This is a genomic window from Streptomyces sp. MMCC 100, from assembly GCF_041538145.2.
Lineage (GTDB): Bacteria > Actinomycetota > Actinomycetes > Streptomycetales > Streptomycetaceae > Streptomyces.
In genome coordinates, this window is record NZ_JBGORK020000001.1 from 4133074 (window position 1) to 4156914 (window position 23841).

The following is a 23841-nucleotide window of genomic DNA, read 5'->3' on the forward strand; positions in this document are numbered from 1 at the left end:
AACCCCATGTCGGCGGCTCCGCAAGCGGAGCGGCCGCCGCGCGGGCGGCGGGGCCCGTTGTCAGCGGTGGGCGGCATGATTCCGTCCATGACTACTCCTGCAGCAGTGATCGTCGACGCCACCGCCTACGCCCAGGCGGTGGAGGACGCCGCGCGTGCGGCCGCCGCCTACTACGCGGGCGGCTCCTCGCCCCTGGACGACGACGCCTACGACCGGCTGGCGAGAGGGATCGCCGCGTGGGAGGCCGAGCACCCGGGCGAGGTGCTGCCCGACTCCCCCACCGGGAAGGTCGCCGGCGGTGCGGCCGAGGGCGACGTGCCGCACACGGTGCCCATGCTCAGCCTGGACAACGTGTTCTCACCGGAGGAGTTCACCGCCTGGACGGCGTCCCTGGCCCGGCGCATCGGCCGCGAGGTCACCCGGTTCAGCGTCGGCCCCAAGCTGGACGGCCTCGCGGTCGCCGCCCGTTACCACGAGGGCCGCCTCACCCGGCTGATCACCCGGGGCGACGGCACGGCCGGTGAGGACGTCTCGCACGCCATGGGCACCGTGGAGGGGCTGCCCGAGACACTGGCCGAGCCGGTGACCGTCGAGGTGCGCGGCGAGATCCTCATGACGACGGCCCAGTTCGAGCACGCCAACGAGGTGCGCATACGGCACGGCGGGCAGCCCTTCGCCAACCCGCGCAACGCCGCCGCGGGCACGCTGCGGGCGAAGGAGCGCGCCTACACGGTGCCGATGACGTTCTTCGGATACGGCCTGCTGGCCCTGCCCGGCACCGACGCCGCGCTCGCCGCACGGCTCGACGAGACGGCGTACGGCGACCTGATGTCGACGGCGGCCGGACTCGGCGTGCACACCAGCGCCGGCACCGCCGTCCCGGACGTCGTCGTCGAGACGCCCGAGCAGGTCGTGGCCCGGGTCCAGGAGATCGCCGCGCTCCGTGCCGAGCTGCCGTTCGGCATCGACGGGATCGTCGTCAAGGCCGACCTCGCCGCCGATCAGCGGGCCGCCGGGTCCGGCTCGCGGGCGCCGCGGTGGGCGATCGCGTACAAGCTCCCGGCCGTCGAGAAGATCACCCGGCTCCTCGAGGTGGAGTGGAACGTCGGCCGTACCGGCATCATCGCCCCGCGCGGTGTCCTGGAGCCCGTGGTGATCGAGGGCTCCACGATCACCTACGCCACGCTGCACAATCCGGCCGACATCACCCGTCGCGGCCTGCGTCTGGGCGACCAGGTCGTGGTCCATCGCGCCGGCGACGTCATCCCCCGCATCGAGGCCCCGGTCGCGCATCTGCGGACGGGCGAGGAGAAGCCGATCGTGTTCCCCGAGGCGTGTCCGCGCTGCGGGTCTGACATCGACACGGGCGAGGAACGCTGGCGGTGCGCGCAGGGCCGCAACTGCCACCTGGTCGCCTCCCTCGCCTACGCGGCCGGCCGCGACCAGCTCGACATCGAGGGTCTGGGCACCACCCGCGTCGTCCAGCTCGTCGAGGCCGGTCTCGTCGCCGACCTGGCCGACCTGTTCACGCTCCGGCGCGAGCAGTTGCTCGCCCTGGAGCGGATGGGCGAGACCAGCACCGACAACCTGCTGGCCGCGCTCGCCGGTGCCAGGGAGCAGCCGCTGTCGCGGGTGCTGTGCGCGCTGGGGGTCCGGGGGACCGGCCGGTCCATGTCCCGGCGTATCGCCCGGTACTTCGCCACCATGGACCACATCCGTGCCGCTGATGCCGACGCCATGCAGCGGGTCGACGGCATCGGGGCGGAGAAGGCGCCCTCCATCGTCGCGGAGATCGCCGAACTCGCCCCGCTCATCGACAAGCTCGCCGCCGCCGGCGTCAACATGACCGAGCCAGGCGCGACGCCGCCGGCCGCCGATGCGGACGGCGAGGACGGAACCAAGCCCGCCGCGCCGGCCGGGGGCGGTCCGCTCGCGGGCATGAAGGTGGTCGTCACCGGCGCGATGACCGGAAGCCTGGAGCAGCTCAGCCGCAACGAGATGAACGAACTCGTCGAGCGGGCCGGAGGACGCTCCTCCTCCAGCGTCTCCAAGAACACGACGCTCGTCGTCGCGGGCGAGGGAGCGGGCTCGAAGCGGGCCAAGGCGGAGCAGCTCGGCGTCCGTCTGGCCACTCCCGAAGAGTTCGCCACCCTGGTGGCAGACCTGCTCGGCTGAGGCGCCACGCGCGGCTCCCGGACCCGACGGCCCGGCGGCCCGGCGGAGTGGCGATCACCCGCGCCGACCGGTTCACCGGCGGCGAAGGGTGGCGACACCCCGTACCGCGGGCCGGGGGACGACCTGCGTGCGGCCCCGGTTCTGGAGTGTACGTTCGTACGCCCCCGCTGTAGGCTCCCGCGCATGACTGTTGACGTACTGCGCCGGCCCGCCCTGGCCGATCGGCGGGCTCGCGTGGCCGTCGCCGTGCTGTTCTTCACCAACGGGGCCCTGTTCGCCAACCTGCTGCCGAGGTATCCGCAGATCAAGGCGGACCTCGGCATCGGGAACGCCGCCTACGGACTGGCCGTGGCCGCGTTCCCGGCGGGCGCCATCGCGGCCGGGCTCGCGGCCGGGATACTGGTGCGCCGGTTCGGCTCGGCACGGGTGGCGGTCGGCGGCACGCTGCTGACCGGGGTGGGCATTCTCGCCGCCGGACTCGCGAACTCGGTGGTGGTGTTCGCGGGGGCTCTGTTCCTGGCCGGGGCGATGGACGCGTTCACCGACGTCGCGCAGAACGCCCACGGGCTGCGGGTGCAGCGCCGTTACGGACGTTCCATCATCAACTCCTTCCACGCCGTCTGGTCCATCGGCGCGGTCACCGGCGGTTCCATGGCCGCCGCCGCGATCGCGCTCGGCGTCTCGCGGGGCCCGCACCTGCTGTTCTCCGCCGTGGTGTTCGCGGTCGCGGCCTGCGTCGCCCTGCGGTACTGCCTGCCGGGCCCCGAGACCGACACCGAACCGGCCGGCGGGACCGACACCGAGGACCGCGCGCCGTCGCCGGCGCGAGCCCCGGCGACGGGCCTGCGGACCGGCTGGGTGCTGGCCGCGCTCGTCCTCATCGCCACGGCCGGCACCCTCGTCGAGGACGCGGGCATGTCCTGGGCCACCCTCTACCTCTCCGACTCCCTGCGCGCGACGGCGGCACTGGCCGCATCCGGGTATGTCGCCCTGGTCGGCGCGCAGTTCGTCGGGCGGATCGTCGGCGACCGGCTCGTGGACCGCTTCGGCCAGCGCGCGGTGGCCCGCTCCGGTGCCCTGATCACCGCGGTGGGCATGGGCCTGGCGCTGGCCGTGCCGACGGTGCCCGGCACGGTCCTCGGCTTCGCCGCGGCCGGGTTCGGGGTGGCGACCCTGGTTCCGGCGGCCATGCACGAGGCCGACGAACTGCCGGGCCTCAAGCCCGGGTCGGGGCTGACCCTCGTCTCCTGGCTGATGCGGCTCGGCTTCCTGCTCTCCCCGCCGGTCGTGGGGCTGGTCGCCGACGCGACGAGTCTGCGGGCGGGTCTGCTGGTGGTGCCGCTCGCGGGGCTTCTCGTCCTCGTGTGCGGCGGAGTGCTCCGGCCCCGGCGACGCTGAGCGGGGCCACCGGGCGACACGCCGCAGAGAGTGTACGTTCGTACGCTTACCGGGGTAGGATCGGGCACATGCCGACGGACCACTTCGCGGGCGACTCCCGCACGAACCTCGAACGCATGCTGGCGGGCGACCTCTACATCGCCGACGATCCGGAGATCGCCCGCAGGCAGCAGCAGGCCGTGCGGCTGGCCGCCCGCTACCGGGCGGCGTACGTGGAGGACGCGGAGGCCGCACGGCCGCTCCTCGCCGAACTGCTCGCCTCGCTGGGCGCCGAGGCACATGTGCGGCCGCCGCTGTACGTCGACTACGGCAGCAACATCAGCATCGGGGCGCGCACCTTCGTCAACTACAACCTGACGGCGCTGGACGTCGCGGCGATCACCATCGGCGAGGACTGCCAGATCGGGCCGAACGTCCAGTTGCTCACCCCCACGCACCCCCTGGAGCCCGGGCCCCGGCGGGACAAGCTGGAGGCCGCCCGGCCCATCGTCATCGGCGACAACGTCTGGCTCGGCGGGGGCGCGATCGTGCTGCCGGGCGTGACCATCGGGGACAACGCCGTGATCGGCGCGGGTGCGGTCGTCACGGAGGACGTGCCGGCGGACGTCGTGGCCGTCGGCAACCCTGCCCGGCCGGTGCGGAACGTGTAAGTCTGCTCCCATGGCAACCGGACACACGGATCCGCAGCGGCGTGAGCGCATCCTCGCGGCCACCCTCGACCTGATCGCCGAGGAGGGCATCGCACGCGTCTCCCACCGGAAGATCGCGACGCGCGCGGGGGTCCCCCTCGGCTCGATGACGTACCACTTCAGCGGCATCGACCAGCTGCTGCGGGAGGCGTTCGGCCGGTTCACCGACCACATCGTCGCGGTGTTCGACGAGCATCTCGGCGCCGCCGCCGACCGCGACCAGGCCCGCGAGGCGGTGGCCGACCTCGTGCACGAGCTGTCGGAGGAGAGCCAGCGGGACCTGGTGCTCACCCAGGAGCTGTACACGCTCGCCGCACGCCAGCCCGTCTACCGGGAGCTCACCCACGAGTGGATGCGCCGCAGCCGCGTCCACCTGGAGAAGCACTTCGACCCGGACACGGCCCGCCAGCTCGACGCCCTCATCGAGGGCCTGACGCTGCACCGCGCCCTGGCCCGTGAGCCGCACGGCCGAGCCCTCACTCTGGAGGCCATCGCCCGGGTCACCACCACGGACCGGCCCGCACCCCAGGGGAACGACACCCCCTAGCGGCCCGTGCGGCACAGGCCTGACCCCTGCGCCGCACGGGCATCCCCCGTCAGCAGACGCCGTCGCCCGGCTTGGGGTTGCCCAGGCCGAACAGGGGCCGCAGCTTGAGGCCCACCCAGGTACCGGCGAGCGCGAAGGCGCCCCACAGCCAGCCGCTGAGGCTGCCCGAGGCGATGCCCGCCAGGTAGGCGCCGATGTTGCAGCCGCCGGCCAGCCGGGCGCCGATGCCCATCAGCACACCGCCGAGCACCGCCGCGAGCGCCGTGCGCCAGGGGATGCCCCGGTGCAGTGCCCAGGTGCCGCCGAGCGAGGCGGCGACGGCCGCGCCGATCATGATGCCGATGTCGGTGAGGCTGGTCTTGTCGGCGAGCACCGGGCCGGCCAGCATCTCGGCGTTGCCGGGCCGCTGCCACCAGGTCCAGTTCTCCGGGTGGCCGCCGAGCGCGCCCACCAGCTCCGCGCCCCACAGGCTGAAGGCGCTGGTGACGCCCCAGGCGCCGCCGGAGACCAGCAGGACGCCCGCGCCGAGCGCCCCCAGCGCGAGGGCGCCGACGGCCAGCGGCCAGGAGCCGCGGACGGCACGGACGGCCGCCCGGCGCGCCGAGGGGACGGCGCCCAGCGGCGGCGGGTTGCGGCGTGCCTGGATGCGCCGGCTGACCAGCACCACCAGGAGCAGCGCGCCGATGGTCACGCCCCAGGAGCCGAACCAGCCGATGTGCTCGGACAGCACGACGGGCTCCCAGGCCGGGAGGTCCTTCCACAGGTCGAACTGCCAGGCGGCCAGCGTGGCGCCGGCGACGAAGCCGCCGAGCGTCAGCACGATCGACGTCTGTCCCGAGCCGACCGCGAAGAGGGTGCCGGAGGCGCAGGCTCCGCCGAGCTGCATGCCGATGGCGAAGAGCGCCGACCCGGCGAACAGGCCGACGCCGATCGGTCCGGCGGACGGCGCGGGCTGGGAGCCGAACAGCCCGGTCTCCGTGCCGATGAGCAGCGCGAACAGGGTGGCCGTTGTGCCGAGGAGCAGGGCGTGCGCCCGCATCCCGGAGCCGTTGCCGACGGCGACCAGCTGCCGCCAGGCGGAGGTGAAGCCGAACCGGGAGTGGAAGAGGGCGACGCCCAGACCGAGGCCGAGCAGGAGCAGCACTCCGGGCTTGGCGCCGTGCGCGGACCACACGTACGCGGTGAGAGCGGCGGCGAGCAGCCCGGAGGCGACGAGCGGCGTCCGCCGCACCGGGGGCAGGGGCGGTGCCTCGGGACGTGCCGAGGAGGTGGGCGAGGGAACGAACAGAGGGGTGGTCGCGCGTGACGGCGCGGCCGGGGTCGACCCGGCAGGGGGTGCGGTGGTCACGGAACAATCTCCGGGGTGGTGTGCACGGGGCGGCGGACGCTGGCGGACCGGCGACGCGGATCACGCGGCCGGTCCGGAGACTCAGCGGCGACAGAGACCGTCGTCGACGCACCACGCCGAGTTCGCGAAGAGCGCGAGGCACAGCAGCGGAGCCGATGCATACATGCGTACGAATATACGGAGGAGGCTGCTCCGGATGCCACGCCGTCTCGCCATGCGGATGGCGGACGGCGCGGAGTCCGTGTCCTTCCGTGCGCGGACGAGGCCCCCCGGGCGTCGCCGATGCGGGGCCTCGTGTCGCGACCGGGTACGGCCGCTTACAGGGTGCGCTCCAGACGGTCCGCCATCAGCTGCACGAACCGGGCGGGCTCCTTGGGCCGGCCGCCCTCGGCGAGCACCGCGAGGGCGTGCAGCAGTTCGGCGGTCTCGGTGAGTTCCGTGCGGTCCCGCTGGTCGGTCCAGGCCCGGTTCAGGGTCTTCACCAGCTGGTGCTCCGGGTTGAGCTCGAGAATCCGCTTGGCGCTGGGCACCTCCTGCCCCATCGCCCGGTACATGTTCTCCAGGGCGGGCGTCAGCTCGCCCGCATCGGAGACGACGCAGGCCGGCGAGACGGTGAGGCGGGAGGAGAGGCGGACCTCCTTGACGTCCTCGCCCAGGTGCTCGGTCATCCAGCCGAGCAGCCCGGCGTACTGCTCGCCCTGCTTCTCCTTCTCGGCGTCGCTCTTGTCGTCCTCGGTGCCGGACAGGTCGATCTCGCCCTTGGCGACCGAGCGCAGCGTCTTGCCCTCGTACTCCCCCACCGCGTCGACCCAGACCTCGTCGACGGCGTCGGTGAGCAGGAGGACCTCGACGCCCTTGGCCCGGAACGCCTCCATGTGCGGGGAGTTCTCGATGGCCGCCCGGGACTCGCCCGTCATGTAGTAGATGTCGTCCTGTCCGTCCTTCATCCGCTCCACGTAGCTCTTCAGCGAGGTGGGCTCGTCGGCGTCGTGCGTGGACGGGAACGAGCAGGCGGCGAGGATCGCGTCCCGGTTCTCGGGGTCGGTCACCAGGCCTTCCTTCAGCACCGCGCCGAACTCGCGCCAGAACGTGGCGTAGCGGTCCGGCGCCGACGTCCTGAGGTCCTTGACCGTCGAGAGGACCTTCTTGGTCAGGCGGCGCTGGATCATGCGGATGTGGCGGTCCTGCTGGAGGATCTCGCGGGAGACGTTGAGCGAGAGGTCCTGCGCGTCGACCACGCCCTTGACGAAACGGAGGTAGGGCGGCAGCAGTTCCTCGCAGTCGTCCATGATGAAGACGCGCTTCACGTAGAGCTGGACGCCGCGCTGGTAGCCCTGGGTGAACAGGTCGTGCGGGGCGTGCGAGGGCACGAAGAGCAGGGCCTGGTACTCGAAGGTGCCCTCCGCCTGGAGCCGGATCGTCTCCAGCGGGTCGCGCCAGTCGTGGCCGATGTGCTTGTACAGCTCGTTGTACTCGTCGTCGGACACCTCGTCGCGCGGGCGTGCCCACAGGGCCTTCATCGAGTTGAGCGTCTCGGCCTCGCGGGCCTCGGTGTCGTCGTCGCCCGGTTGCGGCAGCAGGCGGACCGGCCAGGTGATGAAGTCCGAGTACCGCTTGACGATCTCCTTGATCTTCCACTCGGAGGTGTAGTCGTGCAGTTGGTTCTCGGCGTCGGCCGGCTTGAGATGCAGTGTGACCGCGGTGCCCTGCGGGGCCTGCGCCATCCGCTCCAGGGTGTAGGTGCCCTCGCCGCGCGAGGTCCACCGGGTGCCCTCGGTCTCGCCGGCGTGCCGGGTGACCAGGGTGACCTCGTCCGCGACCATGAAGCCCGAGTAGAAGCCGACGCCGAACTGGCCGATGAGCCCGTCGGCCCCGGCCCCGTCCTTGGCCTCGCGCAGCTCCTGCAGGAACTTGGCGGTGCCCGAGTTGGCGATCGTGCCGATCAGCTGGGTGACCTCGTCGTACGACATGCCGATGCCGTTGTCCCGAACGGTCAGCGTGCGGGCGTCCTTGTCGACCTCCAACTCGATGTGCAGGTCGCTCATGTCGGCGTCGGGGGCGTCGTCGCGCAGGGCGGCGAGGCGCAGCTTGTCGAGGGCGTCGGAGGCGTTGGAGACGAGCTCGCGCAGGAAGACATCCTTGTTCGAGTAGACGGAGTGAATCATCAGCTGAAGCAGCTGACGTGCCTCTACCTGGAACTCAAACGTTTCGGTCGTCATGGCTGGTGAGTACCTCACAGGTCCGTCGTGCGCACTGGCGGAAGTCACTCTAAAACAGCCCCGGACCGCCCGGGGGCGTCGTCCGGTCAGACGTCCTGGGGTTCAGCGGCTTCCGCGAGCGCTCTTCGCCGTGGCAGCGGAACGGGGAGTCCGCGTACGACCACTCGAGGTCGAGGGGCGTGCAGTCCTGCCGCGCCGACTCCGTGGTCGGGGCCTGTTCGGAGTTCGGACCCGGTGGGGGGCACGGCAGCGGCTCCGGAGGCGGGGGGCGGACGGACAGGACGGGCAGGGCTCGGCGAGCCTGTCCGCGGGCACCGACAGCGGACTCTCCACCGGCCCACGCCCCCGCGCGGACGCTCCCCGTCAGCCGTGCAGCGACCGGTACGCCGCCACCGCGCCCGGGTGCAGCGGCACGCCGCCCGTGCCGATGAGGCTGCGGACGTCGAGGAACTGCGCGCCCACGGCGTGGTCGGGCACGAACTCGGGAGCGCGTCGGACCAGGAGACGGGTGAGGGCGTCGGCCACGGCGGGGTCCAGGTCGGGGCGGCACACCAGCAGGTTGGAGACGCCTACGGTGGCGACGCCGGCCGAGGAGCGGTACGCGCTCTGCGGCAGGGTGACCTCCTCCAGTCCCGAGGCGGCCATGCCGTCCCGGCCGCCGGCGAGGCCGGGCAGCAGGTCGGCGAGCGGAAGGAACCGCAGGCCGGGGTCGCCGTCGAGGTCGGTGAGGGTGGGCAGCGGCACGCCGCCGGCGACCAGCAGTCCGACGACGGAACCGGCGCGCAGGGCCGCCGCCGCGTCGGCCAGGCGCAGGTGCCGTACCGGGACGTCGGTGCCGGGCGACAGGCCGGCGGCGCTCAGCAGGCGGGCGCCGAGATGGGCCGCGCCGGAGCCGACGGCACCGAGCGAGACGGGGTGCCCGGCGAGGTCGGCCACCCCGCGCACCGGAGCGTCGGCGCGGACGGCGAACTGGAGGTACGTCTCGTAGACCCGGCCGATCGCTCGCAGCGGCACGGGATGCGGGAAGAGCCCGGTGCCCTGCGCGGCCCGTGCGGTGTCGGTGAGGACGAGGCCCAGATCGGCCTTGCCGTCGCGGAGCAGTTCGATGTTGGTGATGCTTCCGGCGGTGGTGCGCACCCGGCAGCCCAGCCCGGGATGGGTCGCTTCCACCTGGGCGGCGAGGAGGCGGCCGAAGGCGGCGTAGAAGGCGGTCGGCTCGCCGGTGGCCAGCCGCAGCAGGCCGCGGGGGCCGGAACGTCCGTGCGCGAGGTCACCGGCGAGCACACCGCCGAGGGCGCCCGCGGCGGCGGTGCCGAACGCGGCTCGCAGGACGGTTCGCCGGTTCACCGGGCGTCTCCTTCGGCGTGGGCACGGGGGAGGACGGCGCGGGCGCGCAGGCCCCGGGGGTGCGCGGAGGTCAGTTCCAGGCGGCCGCCGCGGCCCGCCAGGAGCTGTTCGGCGATGGCGAGACCCAGGCCCGTGCCGGATGTCCCGGCCTGGCGGGCCGAGCGCCAGAAGCGGGTGGTGGCCCGGTCGAGCTCCTCCGCCCGCAGTCCGGGGCCGTCGTCGGTGACGGTGACGACGGCGTACGGACCCTCGGCGGCGCAGCGCAGCCGGACGTGGGTGCCGTCGCCCGCGTACTTGATCGCGTTGTCCAGCAGGACGTCGGTCACCTGGGCCAGTTCGCGGTCCGTGCAGGCCGCCGGGACCGGCTCGGGGGCGTCGGCGGTGAGGCGGACCGACGCCCGGCGTGCGACCGGTTCCCACAGGCGGTGCCGGGTCAGCGTGACGTCGGCGGCGTCGCAGCGGGCGCCCCGGTCGTCGGTGACGGTGAGCTCCCCGGCGCGGTGCTCGGCGGCGGCGAGGGCAAGGATGTCGTCGAGCAGGTTCTCCAGCCGGTCGAGTTCGGTGTTGACCCCGGCGTAGGTGCGCTCGCCCGTGGGCCGCAGGTGGGTGTGGAGGGCGTCCACCCGCAGCCGGAGGGCGGCCATGGGGTTGCGCATCTGGTGCGAGGTGTCGGCGACCAGTCTGCGCTGCTGTTCGAGGGCGGCGGTGACGGTGCGGGCCATGCGGTTGAAGCCGGTGGCCAGCTGGCGCAGTTCGGGCGGGCCGCCGACGGAGGCGGAGCCGCGCCGGCGCAGCGGTTCGCCGGGGAGGGTGTGCTCGGGCGGGAGCCCCGCCGTCAGTTCTCCGACGGCCCGGTCGAGCCTGCGCAGGGGGCTGACCACCCAGCGGGTCGCCGCGCGGGCCAGGACCGTGCAGGCGAGGGCGACCAGCGCGGTGCCGGCCAGGACGGCGGCCCAGCGCCGGGCGATGTCCCCGGCGGCCGTGTCCACGTCGGCACGCAGCACCACGGCGCCGGAGACCTGGGTGCCGGTGCCCGCGGGCGTCGCGAACATCCGGTGTCCCCGGGACCAGGGGCGCAGGGCGGCGCGCGGGTGGGCGGTCTGGTTGCGCAGGGCCGTGTCGATCAGCGGGGCGACGGCGGGGTCGGTGGCCCGCATTCCGCCGGTCTGCACGACGGGGTGGCCGCGGGTGTCGGTGACGACGAGGGGCTCGCCGTAGAGCTGGGTGTAGCGGCGGGCCTCGGCGGTGATCGCCGAGGTGTCGCCGGTGCCGGCCGCCCGGTCCATGAGGGACGCGAAGCGCTCCAGGTCGGAGCTGCGGGCGAGGACCAGTTGCTGGGTGCGGTCCGATGCGGTGAACAGCAGCAGCGGTACGGCGAAAGCGGCCACCGCCAGCACGCCGAACAGCAGCAGCACGGTCTGCACCCGGGTTCGCACGCGCCGTTCCTCAGTCGCCGAGCCGGAAGCCGAAGCCCCGGATGGTGGTGAGCAGCTCCGGGCGGCCGAGTTTGGCCCGCAGCTGGGTGAGGTGCACGTCCAGGGAGCGGGACACGGCGTGGTAGGCGTCGCCCCACACCTCGTCCAGCACCTGCTCGCGGCTGACCGCCGTCCCGGCCCGGCGGGCGAGTACGGCGAGGACGTCGAACTCCTTGGTGGTCAGCTCGACCTCCGTCCCGTCCACGCGGACCTGCCGGGCGTCCAGGGCGATCTCCACGTCGCCGACGCGCACGGTCCGTGCGGCGGGCGGCGCCTGCGCGGCGGTGCGCCGGGTGACGGCCTCGATGCGGGCGAGCAGCTCGGTCAGCCGCACGGGCTTGACGAGGTAGTCGTCGGCGCCGAGCCGCAGCCCGCGCACCACCGAGCGTTCGTCGCCGCGGGCCGTCAGCACCACCACGGACAGGTCGCTGACCGCCCGCAGCCTGCGCAGGACGTCCAGACCGTCCACGTCGGGCAGACCGAGGTCGAGCAGGAGCAGATCCGAGCTGCGGTGGTAGGTCAGCACGTCCATGCCGCGGGTGACCCGCCGGGTGATGTGGCCGTGGTCGTACAGGACCTCCACGAGCGCTCCGGCGACCCCGTCGTCGTCCTCGGCCAGCAGTATCCGCATCCTGCCGCCTCCCTCCGGCGGCCTCCGCGTCGGCGCCGCCCGCGTCCGGACCGGTGCCGGTTCCGGAATGTCTTCGTCCGAATGTAGACCACGGCCGGCGGGGCGTTTCGCCTGGTCCGCGTGGTGGACGGCACCGGTGGGCCGCTTTGTTAAGGCGAGGTTAGTTCTGTGTCCGGTCGTCTCCCGGCCTTGCGGCAGCCGGGGAGAGGCTGCCGCGGTCGACGACGACACGCCCCAGGAGGACGCAGCCCATGATCATCGACTGTCACGGCCACTACACCACGGCCCCGCCCGCCCTGGCCGCCTGGCGGGAACGGCAGATCGCCTCCCCGACCGACCCGGCGGCGGCGCCCTCTCCCGCCGATCTGCGGATCGGTGACGACGAACTGCGCGAGAGCATCGAGCCGAACCAGCTGCGGACGATGGACGAGCGCGGCATCGACGTGACCGTCTTCTCGCCCAGGGCGTCGTTCATGGCGCACCACGTGGGTGACTTCCGTACCTCGGCCGCCTGGGCGGCGCTGTGCAACGAGCTGTGCCACCGGGTCGCCGGCCTCTACCCCGAGCGCTTCGTGCCCGCGGCCATGCTGCCGCAGTCGCCGGGCGTCGATCCGGCCACCTGTGTCCCGGAGCTGACCCGCTGCGTCGAGGAGTACGGCGCCGTCGCGGTGAACCTCAACCCCGACCCCTCGGGCGGCCACTGGACCGCTCCCCCGCTCACCGACCGCTCCTGGTACCCGCTCTACGAGAAGCTGGTCGAGTACGACGTCCCGGCGATGGTCCACGTCAGCACCAGCGTGAACCCGGCCTTCCACACCACCGGCGGGCACTACCTCAACGCCGACACCACGGCCTTCATGCAGCTGGTGCAGGGCGACCTGTTCGCGGACTTCCCCACCCTGCGGCTCGTGATCCCGCACGGCGGCGGGGCGGTGCCCTACCACTGGGGGCGGTTCCGCGGCCTGGCCACGGCGCTGGGAAAGCCACCGCTCGAGGAGCACGTCCTGGGCAACGTCTTCTTCGACACCTGCGTGTACCACCAGCCGGGCATCGACCTGCTCCTCGACGTGGTCCCCACCCGCAACGTGCTGTTCGCCTCGGAGATGATCGGCGCGGTGCGGGACGTCGATCCCCTTACGGGACACCACTTCGACGACACCCGGCGCTACGTCGAGGCGTCCGCGCTGTCGGCGGAACAGGTCGCCGCCGTCCAGGAGCACAACGCGCGTTCCGTGTACCCGCGTCTGGACGCCCTGCTGAAGCGACAGGGGCGCTGACATGACGACCCTCGCTCCCAAGACCCCCGGCTGGCTCGACTGGCACCCGGCCCCGTCCACGCCCTCCTTCCGGCTGCCGCCCGGCACCGTCGACGCGCACTGCCACGTCTTCGGCCCGCAGGCCGAGTTCCCCTTCGCTCCGCAGCGCAAGTACACGCCGTGCGACGCCGGCAAGGAGCGGCTCTTCGCGCTCCGCGACCACCTGGGCATCGACCGCACGGTGATCGTGCAGGCCACCTGTCACGGTGCCGACAACAGCGCCATGCTCGACGCGGTCCGTGCGAGTGACGGCCGGGCGCGCGGCGTCGCGACCGTCCGGGCCGACGTCACCGATGCCGAGTTGCGGGCACTGGACGCCGCCGGCGTGCGCGGGGTGCGGTTCAACTTCGTACGCCGGCTGGTCGACGCCTCGCCCAAGGACGAACTGCGCGAGATCGCACGGCGGATCGCACCGCTCGGCTGGCACGTCGTCCTCTACTTCGAGAGCGCCGACCTGCCCGAGCTGGAGGACTTCTTCGCCTCCCTGCCCACCCCGCTCGTGGTCGACCACATGGGACGGCCGGACGTCACGAAGCCGGCGGGCGGTCCGGAGTTCTCGCGCTTCCTGCGCTTCACCGACCGCGGTGACGTCTGGGTCAAGGTGTCCTGCCCCGAGCGGCTGACCGTGACCGGCCCCGCCGCCCTGGACGGGGAGCGGGAGCCGTACGCCGATGTGGTGCCCTTCGCCCGCCGCGTCGTCGAGGAGTTCGGCGACCGCGTCCTGTGGGGCACCGACTGGCCGCACCCCAACCTCACCGACCACATGCCCGACGACGGGCTCCTCGTCGACCACGTACGGCGGATCGCCGTGACCGAGGAGCAGCGGCACCGGCTGCTGGTCGACAACCCGACGCGCCTGTACTGGCCCGGCGAGCGGTGAGCGCTTCCGCCTCCCGGCCGTCGCCGTCCCCGACCCCCGTGACAAGGACCCCGTCATGCAGCACGCCAACGCGCTGAACCGGCTCGACCGGCTGCCGGTCTCCCGGTTCCACAAAGTCACCCTGCTCGCCGTGTCGTTCGCGTACTTCTTCGAGTTCGCGGACATCAACACCTTCGCGACCACCGCGCCCAAGCTCGTCGACCTGTGGGGCATCTCCGTCGACCAGGTCGCCTACGTCACCTCGCTGTCGTTCGTCGGCATGTTCCTCGGTTCGGTCGTCGCCGGGACCGTGGCGGACCGCATCGGCCGCAAACGGACGCTGATGCTGACGACGCTGTTCTTCGGCGTCTTCTCCTTCGCGTCGGCGTTCTCCTGGGACCTGGTGTCGCTGACCGTCTTCCGGGTGCTGACCTCGGCGGGACTCGCGGCGATGACCGTCGTCGCGGTCATCTACGTCAACGAGATGTACCCGTCGGCCGTCCGCGGCAAGTACCAGGCGTACGCCATCGTCATCGGCATCTGCGGCACCCCGGTCACCAACCTCGTCGCGAGCGGGGTCGTGCCGCTCGCCGACTGGACCTGGCGCCTGGTCTACCTGTGGGGTTCCCTCGGCATCCTGCTCGTCCTGTTCACCCGGCACCTCAAGGAGTCGCCGCGGTGGCACGAGAGCCGGGGCGACCACGCGAGCGCGGACGCCGTGCTGCGTGACATCGAGGCGTCGGTCACCGCCGAGCACGGGCCGCTGCCGGAGCCGGCGCCCCCGCTCGAGGAGGAGCCGGTGACCAGGGCGCCGTTGCGGCTGCTGCTCCAGCGCAAGTACCTGCTGCCGACGCTGTTGCTCACCGTCCTGTGGGTCACCCAGACGATCGGCTTCTTCGGTTACTCGAGCTGGGCGCCGACCCTGCTGGCCAAGGAGGGTTTCAGCGTCGAGAAGTCGGTCTTCTACGTGGCGCTGACCACCGTCGGCGCGCCGCTGGGCTCGTATCTGGCGGCCCTGGTGACCGACCGGTTCGAACGCAAGTGGTGCCTGGCCGCGTTCGGCACGCTGATCGCCGCGTGCGGGCTCCTTTACGGCCTCACGTTCAACCCGGTGCTCATCATCGTGTTCGGTTTCCTGGTCAACCTCTTCGAGCGCGGTTACACGGCCCTCGGCTACGCCTACTCGCCCGAACTCTTCGACACGCGCGGCCGTTCGCTCGGCACCAGCGTGTCGTACGGGCTGGGCCGGCTGTCCAACGCCGCGGGGCCGCTGATCGTGGCGGCGCTCTACAACGCGCACGGCTATCGGAGCGTCTTCTACTTCATCGCCGGCACCTGGCTGGTCGGCGCGATCGCGCTGAGCCTCTTCGGGCCGCGCACCCGGCAGGCCCGGAGCGCCGCCGTGACCTCGCGGGAGTCGGAGACCGTGCCCGGCTAGGTGTATTGACCCGTGAGGTTGGGGACGCGGCTGGCCGGGAGCCGGGCCGGCCGCGGCGAGCGGCGCACGGCCGAGCACACGATGAGCGTCCTCGGCCCGAGCCGACCCCCGTACTCCCCCGCGTACGCTCTTGCCGTGCCGTCATCCCACCTGCGCCGCGTCGCCGTCCTCGTACTCGAAGGCGCGAAACCGCTCGACGTCGGTATCCCGGCGCAGGTCTTCACGACACGGGCGAGCATGCCGTACGAGGTACGGGTGTGCGGCGCGGCGCCCGGCCTGGTGACCGGCGGTGACGGCCTGTCCTACCACGTCGCCCACGGCCTCGAAGCCCTGGCCTGGGCCGACGTGGTCTTCCTGCCCGGTTACCGGTCCCCCGACGTCGACGACCCGCCGCGGACCGTCGTCGACGCGCTGACGGCGTCCCACGACCGGGGCGCCCGGCTCGCCGCCATCTCCACCGGCGCGTTCGCCCTCGCCGCCACCGGCCTGCTCGACGGCAGGCAGGCCACCACGCACTGGCACTACACGCGGGCGCTCGCGGCGAAGCATCCGCGCGTACGGGTCGACGAGAACGTGCTGTTCGTGGACGAGGGCAGCGTCCTGACGTCCGCGGGCGCCGCCTCCGGCATCGACCTGTGCCTGCACATCCTGCGCGGCGACCTCGGGGTGGCCGCGTCGAACCACGCGGCCCGGCGCCTGGTGGCGGCCCCCTACCGCAGCGGCGGCCAGGCCCAGTACGTGCCGCGCAGCGTGCCCGAGCCCCTGGGCGAGCGGTTCGCCGCCACCCGCGAGTGGGCGCTGCGCCGGCTCGGCGAGCCGCTCACCCTGGAGGCACTGGCCCGGCACGCGGCGGTGTCGGCGCGTACCCTCTCCCGGCGCTTCGTCGAGGACACCGGGTACACGCCGATGCAGTGGATCATGCGTGCCCGTATCGACATGGCCCGGGAGCTGCTCGAACGCTCGGAGCGCGGCGTCGAGCAGATCGCCGCCGACGTCGGGCTCGGCACCGGTGCGAACCTGCGGCTGCACTTCCAGCGCATCCTCGGCACCACGCCCAGCGAGTACCGGCGCACCTTCGCCCGGGGTGAGTAGCCGTGCTTTGCCACCCGTGTCTGGCGTGATCCTTGCGAACCGTGGCACTCCCGCCGCTGCCGGGCGCGGACGGCGTGCGCGAGCCTGAGGGGGAAGGACCTGGTGGCGAACGAAGGGACACACCACTCATGACTCGCATCGGCATCAACGGATTCGGCCGCATCGGGCGCAACGTGCTGCGCGCACTGCTGGAGCGTGACACCAAGCTCGAGGTCGTCGCCGTCAACGACCTCACGGAGCCCGCCACCCTGGCCCGCCTGCTCGCCTTCGACTCGACGGCCGGCCGGCTGGGCCGCCCGGTGACCGTCGACGGGGACACCCTGGTCGTCGACGGGCACCGCATCAAGGTGCTCGCCGAGCGCGAGCCGGCCCGGCTGCCCTGGGCCGAACTGGGTGTCGACATCGTGCTCGAGTCGACCGGCCGCTTCACCTCGGCCGACGCCGCCCGCGCCCACCTCACCGCGGGCGCGCGGAAGGTCCTGGTCAGCGCCCCGTCGAGCGGAGCCGACGTGACGCTCGCCTACGGCGTGAACAGCGACGCCTACGACCCGGCCGCGCACACGATCGTCTCCAACGCGTCCTGCACCACCAACGCCCTCGCCCCGCTGGCGGCGGTCCTCGACGAGCTGGCCGGCATCGAGCACGGCTTCATGACGACGGTGCACGCCTACACGCAGGAGCAGAACCTCCAGGACGGCCCGCACCGCGACGCGCGCCGCGCCCGCGCCGCCGGGGTGAACATCGTGCCGACCACGACGGGCGCCGCCAAGGCGATCGGACTCGTGCTCCCGGGCCTCGACGGCAAGCTGTCGGGCGACTCGATCCGCGTGCCGGTCCCGGTGGGTTCGATCGTCGAGCTCAACACGACCATCGCCCGCGACGTGACGCGCGAGGACGTGCTGGCCGCCTACCGCGCCGCCGCCGAGGGACCGCTCGCCGGCGTACTGGAGTACTCGGAGGACCCGCTGGTCTCCTCCGACATCACGGGCAACCCGGCCTCCTCGATCTTCGACTCGGCCCTGACCCGCGTCGACGGCCGCCACGTCAAGGTGGTCGCCTGGTACGACAACGAGTGGGGCTTCTCCAACCGCGTGATCGACACCCTCGGACTGCTCGCCACACGCTGAACGGGCAGCCGGTTCGGCATCACCGGGGGTCACACGTCACAATGGTGCGATGAGCAATTCCAAGGTTTACTTCGACATCGACATCGACGGCCAGGATGCGGGCCGCATCGTCTTCGAGCTCTTCGAGGACGTCACCCCCAAGACCGCCAAGAACTTCATCGAGCTGTCCACCGGCGAGCACGGTTTCGGCTACGCGGGCTCCCCGTTCCACCGTGTGATCCCGCAGTTCATGCTGCAGGGCGGTGACTTCACCGCGGGCAACGGCACCGGGGGCAAGAGCATCTACGGCGAGAAGTTCGCGGACGAGAACTTCCAGCTGAAGCACACCGAGCCGTACCTCCTCTCCATGGCGAACGCGGGTCCGAACACCAACGGCTCGCAGTTCTTCGTGACCACCGTCCCCACCCCGTGGCTGGACGGCAAGCACGTCGTCTTCGGCAAGGTCGTCGAGGGCACGGACGTGGTCGACAAGATCGAGGGCTACGGCTCCTCGCCGACGGGCAAGACCTCCGCGAAGATCACGGTGCGCGCGTCCGGCAAGCTGTAAGGCCTGACCAGACCTACGAGGACCGCAACCGAACGGGGGTCCACCGCACACGGTGCGGTGGGCCCCCGTTCCGTCTCGCCTGGTGGGGTGGGCCCGGTGGTGCGACGCTGGGGTGGAGGAGCGTCCGAGGAAGGCAACCCCGGGAGGACCCATGGGACGGGACGTCCCGGCGCTGGTCTTCACCCGCGAGGACCGCCGCCGGTACCGGATCAAGATGCAGGAGTGCCTCGAGGCCTTCGCGCAGATGCTGCGCGAGTCCCGGTTCGAGACCGAGCGGCCCCAGGTCGGCCTGGAGATCGAACTGAACCTGGTCGACGACCGGGGCGAACCGGCCATGCGCAACAGCGACGCGCTCGAAGCGATCGCGGACCCCGCCTGGTCCACCGAGCTGGGCCGGTTCAACCTGGAGATCAACATCCCGCCCCGGCAGCTGACGGCGGGCGGCCCCGACGCCTGGGAGACCGAGATCCGCGCCGCCCTCAACCACGCCGAGGACCGCGCCACGTCGGTCGGCGCCCATCTGATCATGGTCGGCACCCTGCCCACGCTGCGCCAGTCGGACGTCGGCGAGGCGGCCCTGTCGGAGAACCCGCGCTACCGGCTGCTCAACGACCAGGTGTTCGCGGCCCGGGGCGAGGACCTGCACATCGAGGTGGACGGCGTCGACCGCCTGCGGACCTACGCGGACACCATCACTCCCGAGGCCGCCTGCACCAGCACGCAGTTCCACCTCCAGGTGGCGCCGGAGGAGTTCCCCGACTACTGGAACGCCGCCCAGGCCGTCGCCGGCGTCCAGGTCGCCCTCGCGGCCAACTCGCCCTTTCTGCTCGGCAAGGAGCTGTGGCACGAGAGCCGCATCCCCCTGTTCGAACAGGCCACCGACACGCGGCCCCAGGAGATCAAGGCCCAGGGGGTCAGGCCCCGGGTGTGGTTCGGGGAGCGGTGGATCAACAGTGTCTTCGACCTGTTCGAGGAGAACCTCCGCTACTTCCCGGCCCTGCTGCCGCTGTGCGACGAGCAGGACCCCGCCGAGACCCTCGACCGCGGCGACATCCCCGAACTGGGTGAACTCACCCTCCACAACGGCACCATCTACCGCTGGAACCGGCCCGTCTACGCCGTCGCCGACGACAAACCGCACGTCCGCGTGGAGAACCGGGTGCTGCCCGCGGGGCCGACCGTCGCCGACACCCTCGCCAACGGCGCCTTCTACTACGGTCTCACCCGCGCCCTGGTGGAGGAGGAGCGGCCGGTGTGGTCGCGGATGAGCTTCTCGGTCGCCGAGGACAACCTGCACACCGCCGCCCGGCACGGCATCGAGGCCCGGCTGTACTGGCCCGGCGTGGGCGAGGTGACCGTGCCCGAACTGGTCCTGCGCCGGCTGCTGCCGCTGGCCCACCGGGGACTGGAACTGTCGGGCATGGACACCGCCTGGCGGGAGCCGCTGCTCGGCATCATCGAGCAGCGGTGCGTCACCGGCCGCAACGGCGCGGTCTGGCAGAAGGAGATGTTCCACCACATCGATGCCACCGCCCGGCCCGGCCGCCACGAGGCGCTGCGCCGGATGACCCAGCAGTACATGGACTACATGCACCTCAACGCCCCGGTCCACACCTGGCCGGTCGACTGACGTCGGGGACTAGGGAGGCGACGGAGCGATGTGCCGATGGCTCGCCTACTCGGGGACACCCGTACTCCTGGAGACCCTGCTCTACCAGCCCGAGCACTCGCTCATCGACCAGAGCCTGCACGCCCGCATGGGCGTCGAGACGACGAACGGGGACGGGTTCGGCGTCGGCTGGTTCGGGCCGGAGATGACGACACCCGCGATCGTCCGGGAGATCGGGCCGGCCTGGAGCAACCGCAACCTGCGGGAGATCGCGAGCCATGTCCGTTCGCCCCTCTTCTTCGCGCACATACGGGCCTCGACGGGCAGCGCGGTGCAGCAGACCAACTGCCATCCGTTCCGCCACGGCCGCTGGATGTGGATGCACAACGGCGCGATCGCCGAGTTCCACCGGCTGCGCCGGGACCTCGCCCTGGCCGTCGATCCGCGGCTCTACCTCGACATCGAGGGATCGACGGATTCGGAGATGATGTTCTACCTGGCGCTCACGCTCGGCCTGGAGGACGATCCTCCCGCGGCCGTGGCCCGGATGGCGGGGTTGGTGGAGGAGATCGGCCACGAACACGGTGTGGAGTTCCCGCTGCAGATGACGGTCGCCGTGACCGACGGACGGCGGCTGTGGGCCTTCCGCTACTCCAGCCAGGGTCAGTCGCGGTCGCTCTACTACAGCAGCCGGGTGGAGAGCCTGCGCGCGCTGCACCCCGGGCTGCCCTTCCTCAAGGAGGCGTCCGACAACAGCCGCCTCATCGTGTCGGAACCGCTGGGCGACCTGCCCGGAATGTGGAACAAGGTGCCCGAGAGCAGCTACGGGGTCGTCCAGCCGGAGGGCGACGACCTGCACCCCTTCGTCCCTTACCACCCATGACCCCGTTGACACGGACGGAAAAAGATCACACAATCGGCGGCATGACCACACACCGGTTCGGCACCACCGCGGAGTGTCCCCGCGTGCCCGAGCGGACCGGATGTGAGCGTTCCGGCCTCTAACGGCCCCTTCCTCACCGACAGCCCGACGCCCGTCGCGTCGTAGCCCGTCGGACATCCCTCCGGCCCACGGCCCGGAGCACACCCGTCACACCTTCGATTTCCCGGCCGCCCGGCGGTGCCTCGCGCGCCGCCGCCGGCCGGACTTTCACGCGTACCCATCACCCAAGGAGAGGACTCCCATGACCGTCACGGCCGCCGGCCCGAGCACCGTCCTGCGCGAAGCACGTATCCCGGGGGACGGGATGTACGAGGGCCGGCGCATCCTGCGCCGCCTGCCCGCGGGGTGGGAGGACCGGCCCTACGCACATTTCGAGGTCGCCCCGCAGGCGCGCACCATCGGCGCCGAGATCCGCGGCGTCGACCTCTCGCGCCCGCTCACTCCCGCGCTGCGCGAGGAGTTGAACCGTGCCCTGCTGGAGTGGAAGGTGCTGTTCTTCCGGGCTCAGCACCTCACTTCGGACCAGCAGCGGGACTTCGCGGGCAACTGGGGCGCGCTGGAGACCAACCCCCTGCTCGCCGCCGGTTCCAGCGACGACGTCGTCCGGTTCGACAAGGGCGCCGCGGCCGCGCCGACGTACGAGAACGTGTGGCACACCGACGTCACCTTCCGCGAGCGGCCCGCACTCGGTGCGGTGCTCCAGCTGCGCGAGGTGCCGCCGTTCGGCGGGGACACGATGTGGGCGGACATGGCCGCGGCCTACGACAACCTGCCCCAGGAGGTGAAGGACCGCGTCGACGGCGCCCGCGCCGTGCACGACTTCATCCCGGGCTTCGCACGGTTCTACGGGCCCGAGCGGCTGCTGCCGCACCAGGATCTGTTCCCGCCCGTGGAGCACCCGGTCGTACGCACGCACCCCGAGACGGGACGGCGCATGCTCTTCGTCAACGCCTCCTTCACCACCCACATCACCGGCATGGGCCGCGACGAGAGCGACCGGCTGCTGCGCTTCCTCTTCCAGCAGGCGCACGTGCCCGAGTACCAGGTGCGCTGGCGCTGGCAGGCCGGCGACGTCGCCTTCTGGGACAACCGCGCCACCCAGCACTACGCCGTGGGTGACTACGGGACCGAACGGCGGGTCGCCGAACGTGTCGCCATCGAGGGCGACCGCCCCTTCTGACCCCGGGCGCACGGGGCCGGAGGCGGAGCGCCGCCCCCGGCCCTGCGCCGGCTAGTCCTCCGGCTCCTCGATGGCCGCCGGGCGCAGCTGGGCGGCGCGGATACGGGCGACGTCGAGCTTCTCGCCCCGGTCGAAGCGGTAGATGCCGTTCTGCTCCTGGAAGACGTCGGTCAACTGGGTGTAGCAGTAGCCGAACATGTCACGGTCGCCGAGCAGGACCTCGGTGAGGCCGCTGAACCGCTCGTGGAACTCGTCCTCGTTCCGGACGCGTTCCCCGTAGCCCCAGGAGACGGTGCGCTCCTCGCCGGAGCGGTCGGCGGCCGCCTCGGGGTCCCACCAGATGCCGCCGAACTCGCTGACGAAGTACGGCTGGCCCCGGTAGGGCTGGGAGTAGGGGGCGCCGCTCTCGTGGGCGTTGACGAAGGGCGCGTCCTTGGCGAGGCCCGACATCAACTGCCGGAAGGCGGCGGGGTCCTGCTCGTAGTTGTGGGAGTCGTAGATGTCGGTCTCGGCGACCCGGTGGGCGTAGCCGGACGCGTCGACGACCGGACGGGTCGTGTCCATGGCCTTGGTGGCCAGGAACATCGCGCGGGTCACGTCGTCGAGTTGCGTGATGCGGTCGTGCAGCTTCTGGTAGGTCTCGTTGAGCGGGCACCAGCCGATGATCGAGGGGTGCGAGTAGTCGCGCTCCAGCGCCTCCAGCCACTGGGCGACGTAGGAGGCGTCGGGCCTCTGGTTGTCGCCCGAGGAGCCGCCGATCTCGCAGCCCCAGTCGCCGAACTCGCCCCAGACCAGGTAGCCGAGACGGTCGGCGTGGTGGAGGAAGCGCTCCTCGAAGACCTTCTGGTGCAGCCGGGCCCCGTTGAAGCCGGCCGCCATGGCCAGCTCGATGTCCTTGACCAGGGCCTCGTCGGTGGGGGCGGTCATCAGCCCGTCCGGGTACCAGCCCTGGTCGAGGACGAGGCGCTGGAAGACGGGGCGCCCGTTGAGCAGGACGGCCTTGCCGCGCAGGCCGACGGCGCGCAGGCCGGCGTAGCTCTCGGCGCTGTCGACCACCTGCCCTGCGGCGTCGAGGAGTTCGAGGCGCAGGTCGTACAGGTGGGGGTCGTCCGGCCCCCACGCCCGCCGCCGGTCGTCCGGCACCGGCAGGTGCAGGCGCGGGGCGAGGTCGAGGTCGGCGCGGGCCTCGGCGCGGCTCACCTCGCCGTCGGCGTCGCTGAGGACGGCGCGTACCCGGTGTCCCGGACGGTTGCCGGACAGGGGCAGTTCGAGGTGGAAGGCGGAGCCGGCCAGGTCGGGGGTGATCCGGGGGCGGCGCAGGTGCGTCTCGGGGACGGGCTCCAGCCAGACGGTCTGCCAGATGCCGGTGACCCGGGTGTAGTTGCAGTCGTGGTTGGCGTACTTGATCGCCTGCTTGCCGCGCGCCTGTGGGCCGGACTTCGGGTCGCGGGCCCGGACGGTGACGACGACCTCCTCCCCCGCCCCGGCGATGTCACCGAGGTCGACGGTGAAGGGGGTGAAGCCGCCGCGGTGCCGGGCGACCTCCTTGCCGTCGGCCCACACGGTGGTGTCGTGGTCGACGGCGCCGAAGTGCAGCAGTACGCGGCGTCCGGCCCAGGCGGCCGGCAGGGTGATGACCCGCCGGTACCAGACGGCCTCGAGGAAGTCGGTGTCGCCGATGCCGGACAGCTCGGACTCGGGCGGGAAGGGGACGAGGATCTCGTCACGCAGCTCGCGGTCGAGCAGACCGCGTTCGAGGCCGCTGTCCCCCCGGTCGGTCTCGAACTGCCAGGCGCCGTTCAGGTTGAGCCAGTCGCGGCGCACGAACTGCGGTCGCGGGTACTCCGGGCGCGGTACGGAGTGAGTGGGCACACATGCTCCAGTCGATCGGTGGGCCGGGC

19 protein-coding genes are annotated in these 23841 nt (G+C 72.3%); 13 read left to right on the top strand and 6 right to left on the bottom strand.

All coding sequences use genetic code 11. From position 1 onward, the window contains the following. The first annotated feature begins 87 nt into the window (after positions 1–87). The 4 genes from ligA (at position 88) to ABS735_RS19260 (ending at position 4809) form a co-directional block, all read left to right on the top strand. Positions 88–2175 (top strand): NAD-dependent DNA ligase LigA, encoded by a 2088-nt coding sequence (ligA, locus tag ABS735_RS19245; protein WP_373903182.1) that lies wholly within the window; start codon positions 88–90, stop codon positions 2173–2175. A gap of 183 nt (positions 2176–2358) precedes the next feature. Next, positions 2359–3573 carry an MFS transporter gene (locus ABS735_RS19250; protein ID WP_373903181.1) on the top strand — a complete coding sequence of 405 codons (1215 nt, stop codon included), beginning with the start codon at positions 2359–2361 and terminating at the stop codon, positions 3571–3573. 68 nt (positions 3574–3641) lie between these two features. Continuing rightward, positions 3642–4223, top strand: coding sequence for a sugar O-acetyltransferase (locus tag ABS735_RS19255; RefSeq protein WP_373903180.1), 582 nt, complete (start codon positions 3642–3644; stop codon positions 4221–4223). Positions 4224–4233: 10 nt separating this feature from the next. Beyond that, positions 4234–4809 (top strand): TetR/AcrR family transcriptional regulator, encoded by a 576-nt coding sequence (locus ABS735_RS19260; RefSeq protein WP_373903179.1) that lies wholly within the window; start codon positions 4234–4236, stop codon positions 4807–4809. 49 nt (positions 4810–4858) lie between these two features. Here ABS735_RS19260 and ABS735_RS19265 read toward each other — a convergent pair whose 3' ends face one another. The 5 genes from ABS735_RS19265 to ABS735_RS19285 all read right to left on the bottom strand — a co-directional run bounded on the left by ABS735_RS19265 (position 4859) and on the right by ABS735_RS19285 (position 11829). Then, positions 4859–6157 carry a YeeE/YedE family protein gene (locus ABS735_RS19265; RefSeq protein WP_373903178.1) on the bottom strand — a complete coding sequence of 433 codons (1299 nt, stop codon included), beginning with the start codon at positions 6155–6157 and terminating at the stop codon, positions 4859–4861. 317 nt (positions 6158–6474) lie between these two features. After that, positions 6475–8376: a molecular chaperone HtpG gene (gene htpG, locus ABS735_RS19270; RefSeq protein ID WP_373903177.1), complete on the bottom strand. Its 1902-nt coding sequence runs from the start codon at positions 8374–8376 to the stop codon at positions 6475–6477. A 363-nt stretch (positions 8377–8739) separates the two neighbouring features. Beyond that, positions 8740–9723 (bottom strand): TAXI family TRAP transporter solute-binding subunit, encoded by a 984-nt coding sequence (locus ABS735_RS19275; protein WP_373903176.1) that lies wholly within the window; start codon positions 9721–9723, stop codon positions 8740–8742. Beyond that, entirely contained in the window at positions 9720–11159 is a 1440-nt protein-coding gene (locus tag ABS735_RS19280; RefSeq protein WP_373903175.1) for a sensor histidine kinase, read from the bottom strand. Before ABS735_RS19280 ends, ABS735_RS19275 begins: the two co-directional genes overlap by 4 nt. Positions 11160–11169: 10 nt before the next feature. Continuing rightward, on the bottom strand, positions 11170–11829 hold the full coding sequence (locus ABS735_RS19285; RefSeq protein WP_373903174.1) for a response regulator transcription factor: 660 nt from the start codon (positions 11827–11829) through the stop codon (positions 11170–11172). A 251-nt stretch (positions 11830–12080) separates the two neighbouring features. Between ABS735_RS19285 and ABS735_RS19290 the strand changes: the two genes are divergently transcribed. The 9 genes from ABS735_RS19290 (at position 12081) to ABS735_RS19330 (ending at position 21940) form a co-directional block, all read left to right on the top strand. Then, positions 12081–13106: an amidohydrolase family protein gene (locus ABS735_RS19290; protein ID WP_373903173.1), complete on the top strand. Its 1026-nt coding sequence runs from the start codon at positions 12081–12083 to the stop codon at positions 13104–13106. Between the two features lies 1 nt (position 13107). Then, positions 13108–14025, top strand: a complete 918-nt coding sequence (locus ABS735_RS19295) for an amidohydrolase family protein (protein ID WP_373903172.1) — start codon at positions 13108–13110, stop codon at positions 14023–14025. Positions 14026–14080: 55 nt separating this feature from the next. Further along, positions 14081–15442, top strand: a complete 1362-nt coding sequence (locus tag ABS735_RS19300) for an MFS transporter (protein WP_373903171.1) — start codon at positions 14081–14083, stop codon at positions 15440–15442. 135 nt (positions 15443–15577) lie between these two features. Further along, complete coding sequence (locus tag ABS735_RS19305; RefSeq protein WP_373903170.1) at positions 15578–16534, top strand: GlxA family transcriptional regulator; 957 nt, start codon at positions 15578–15580, stop codon at positions 16532–16534. A 128-nt stretch (positions 16535–16662) separates the two neighbouring features. Then, positions 16663–17661: a type I glyceraldehyde-3-phosphate dehydrogenase gene (gene gap / locus ABS735_RS19310; protein ID WP_373903169.1), complete on the top strand. Its 999-nt coding sequence runs from the start codon at positions 16663–16665 to the stop codon at positions 17659–17661. A gap of 49 nt (positions 17662–17710) precedes the next feature. Then, complete coding sequence (locus ABS735_RS19315; protein WP_373903168.1) at positions 17711–18208, top strand: peptidylprolyl isomerase; 498 nt, start codon at positions 17711–17713, stop codon at positions 18206–18208. A gap of 151 nt (positions 18209–18359) precedes the next feature. Continuing rightward, entirely contained in the window at positions 18360–19838 is a 1479-nt protein-coding gene (locus tag ABS735_RS19320) for a glutamate-cysteine ligase family protein (protein WP_373903167.1), read from the top strand. 28 nt (positions 19839–19866) lie between these two features. Further along, on the top strand, positions 19867–20700 hold the full coding sequence (locus tag ABS735_RS19325) for a class II glutamine amidotransferase (RefSeq protein WP_373903166.1): 834 nt from the start codon (positions 19867–19869) through the stop codon (positions 20698–20700). 301 nt (positions 20701–21001) lie between these two features. After that, the gene (locus tag ABS735_RS19330; protein WP_373903165.1) at positions 21002–21940 is read left to right on the top strand and encodes a TauD/TfdA dioxygenase family protein; all 939 of its coding nucleotides are present in this window, start codon (positions 21002–21004) and stop codon (positions 21938–21940) included. A gap of 51 nt (positions 21941–21991) precedes the next feature. Here ABS735_RS19330 and ABS735_RS19335 read toward each other — a convergent pair whose 3' ends face one another. After that, positions 21992–23812: a glycoside hydrolase family 2 protein gene (locus ABS735_RS19335; RefSeq protein WP_373903164.1), complete on the bottom strand. Its 1821-nt coding sequence runs from the start codon at positions 23810–23812 to the stop codon at positions 21992–21994. Between the last annotated feature and the right edge of the window lie 29 nt (positions 23813–23841).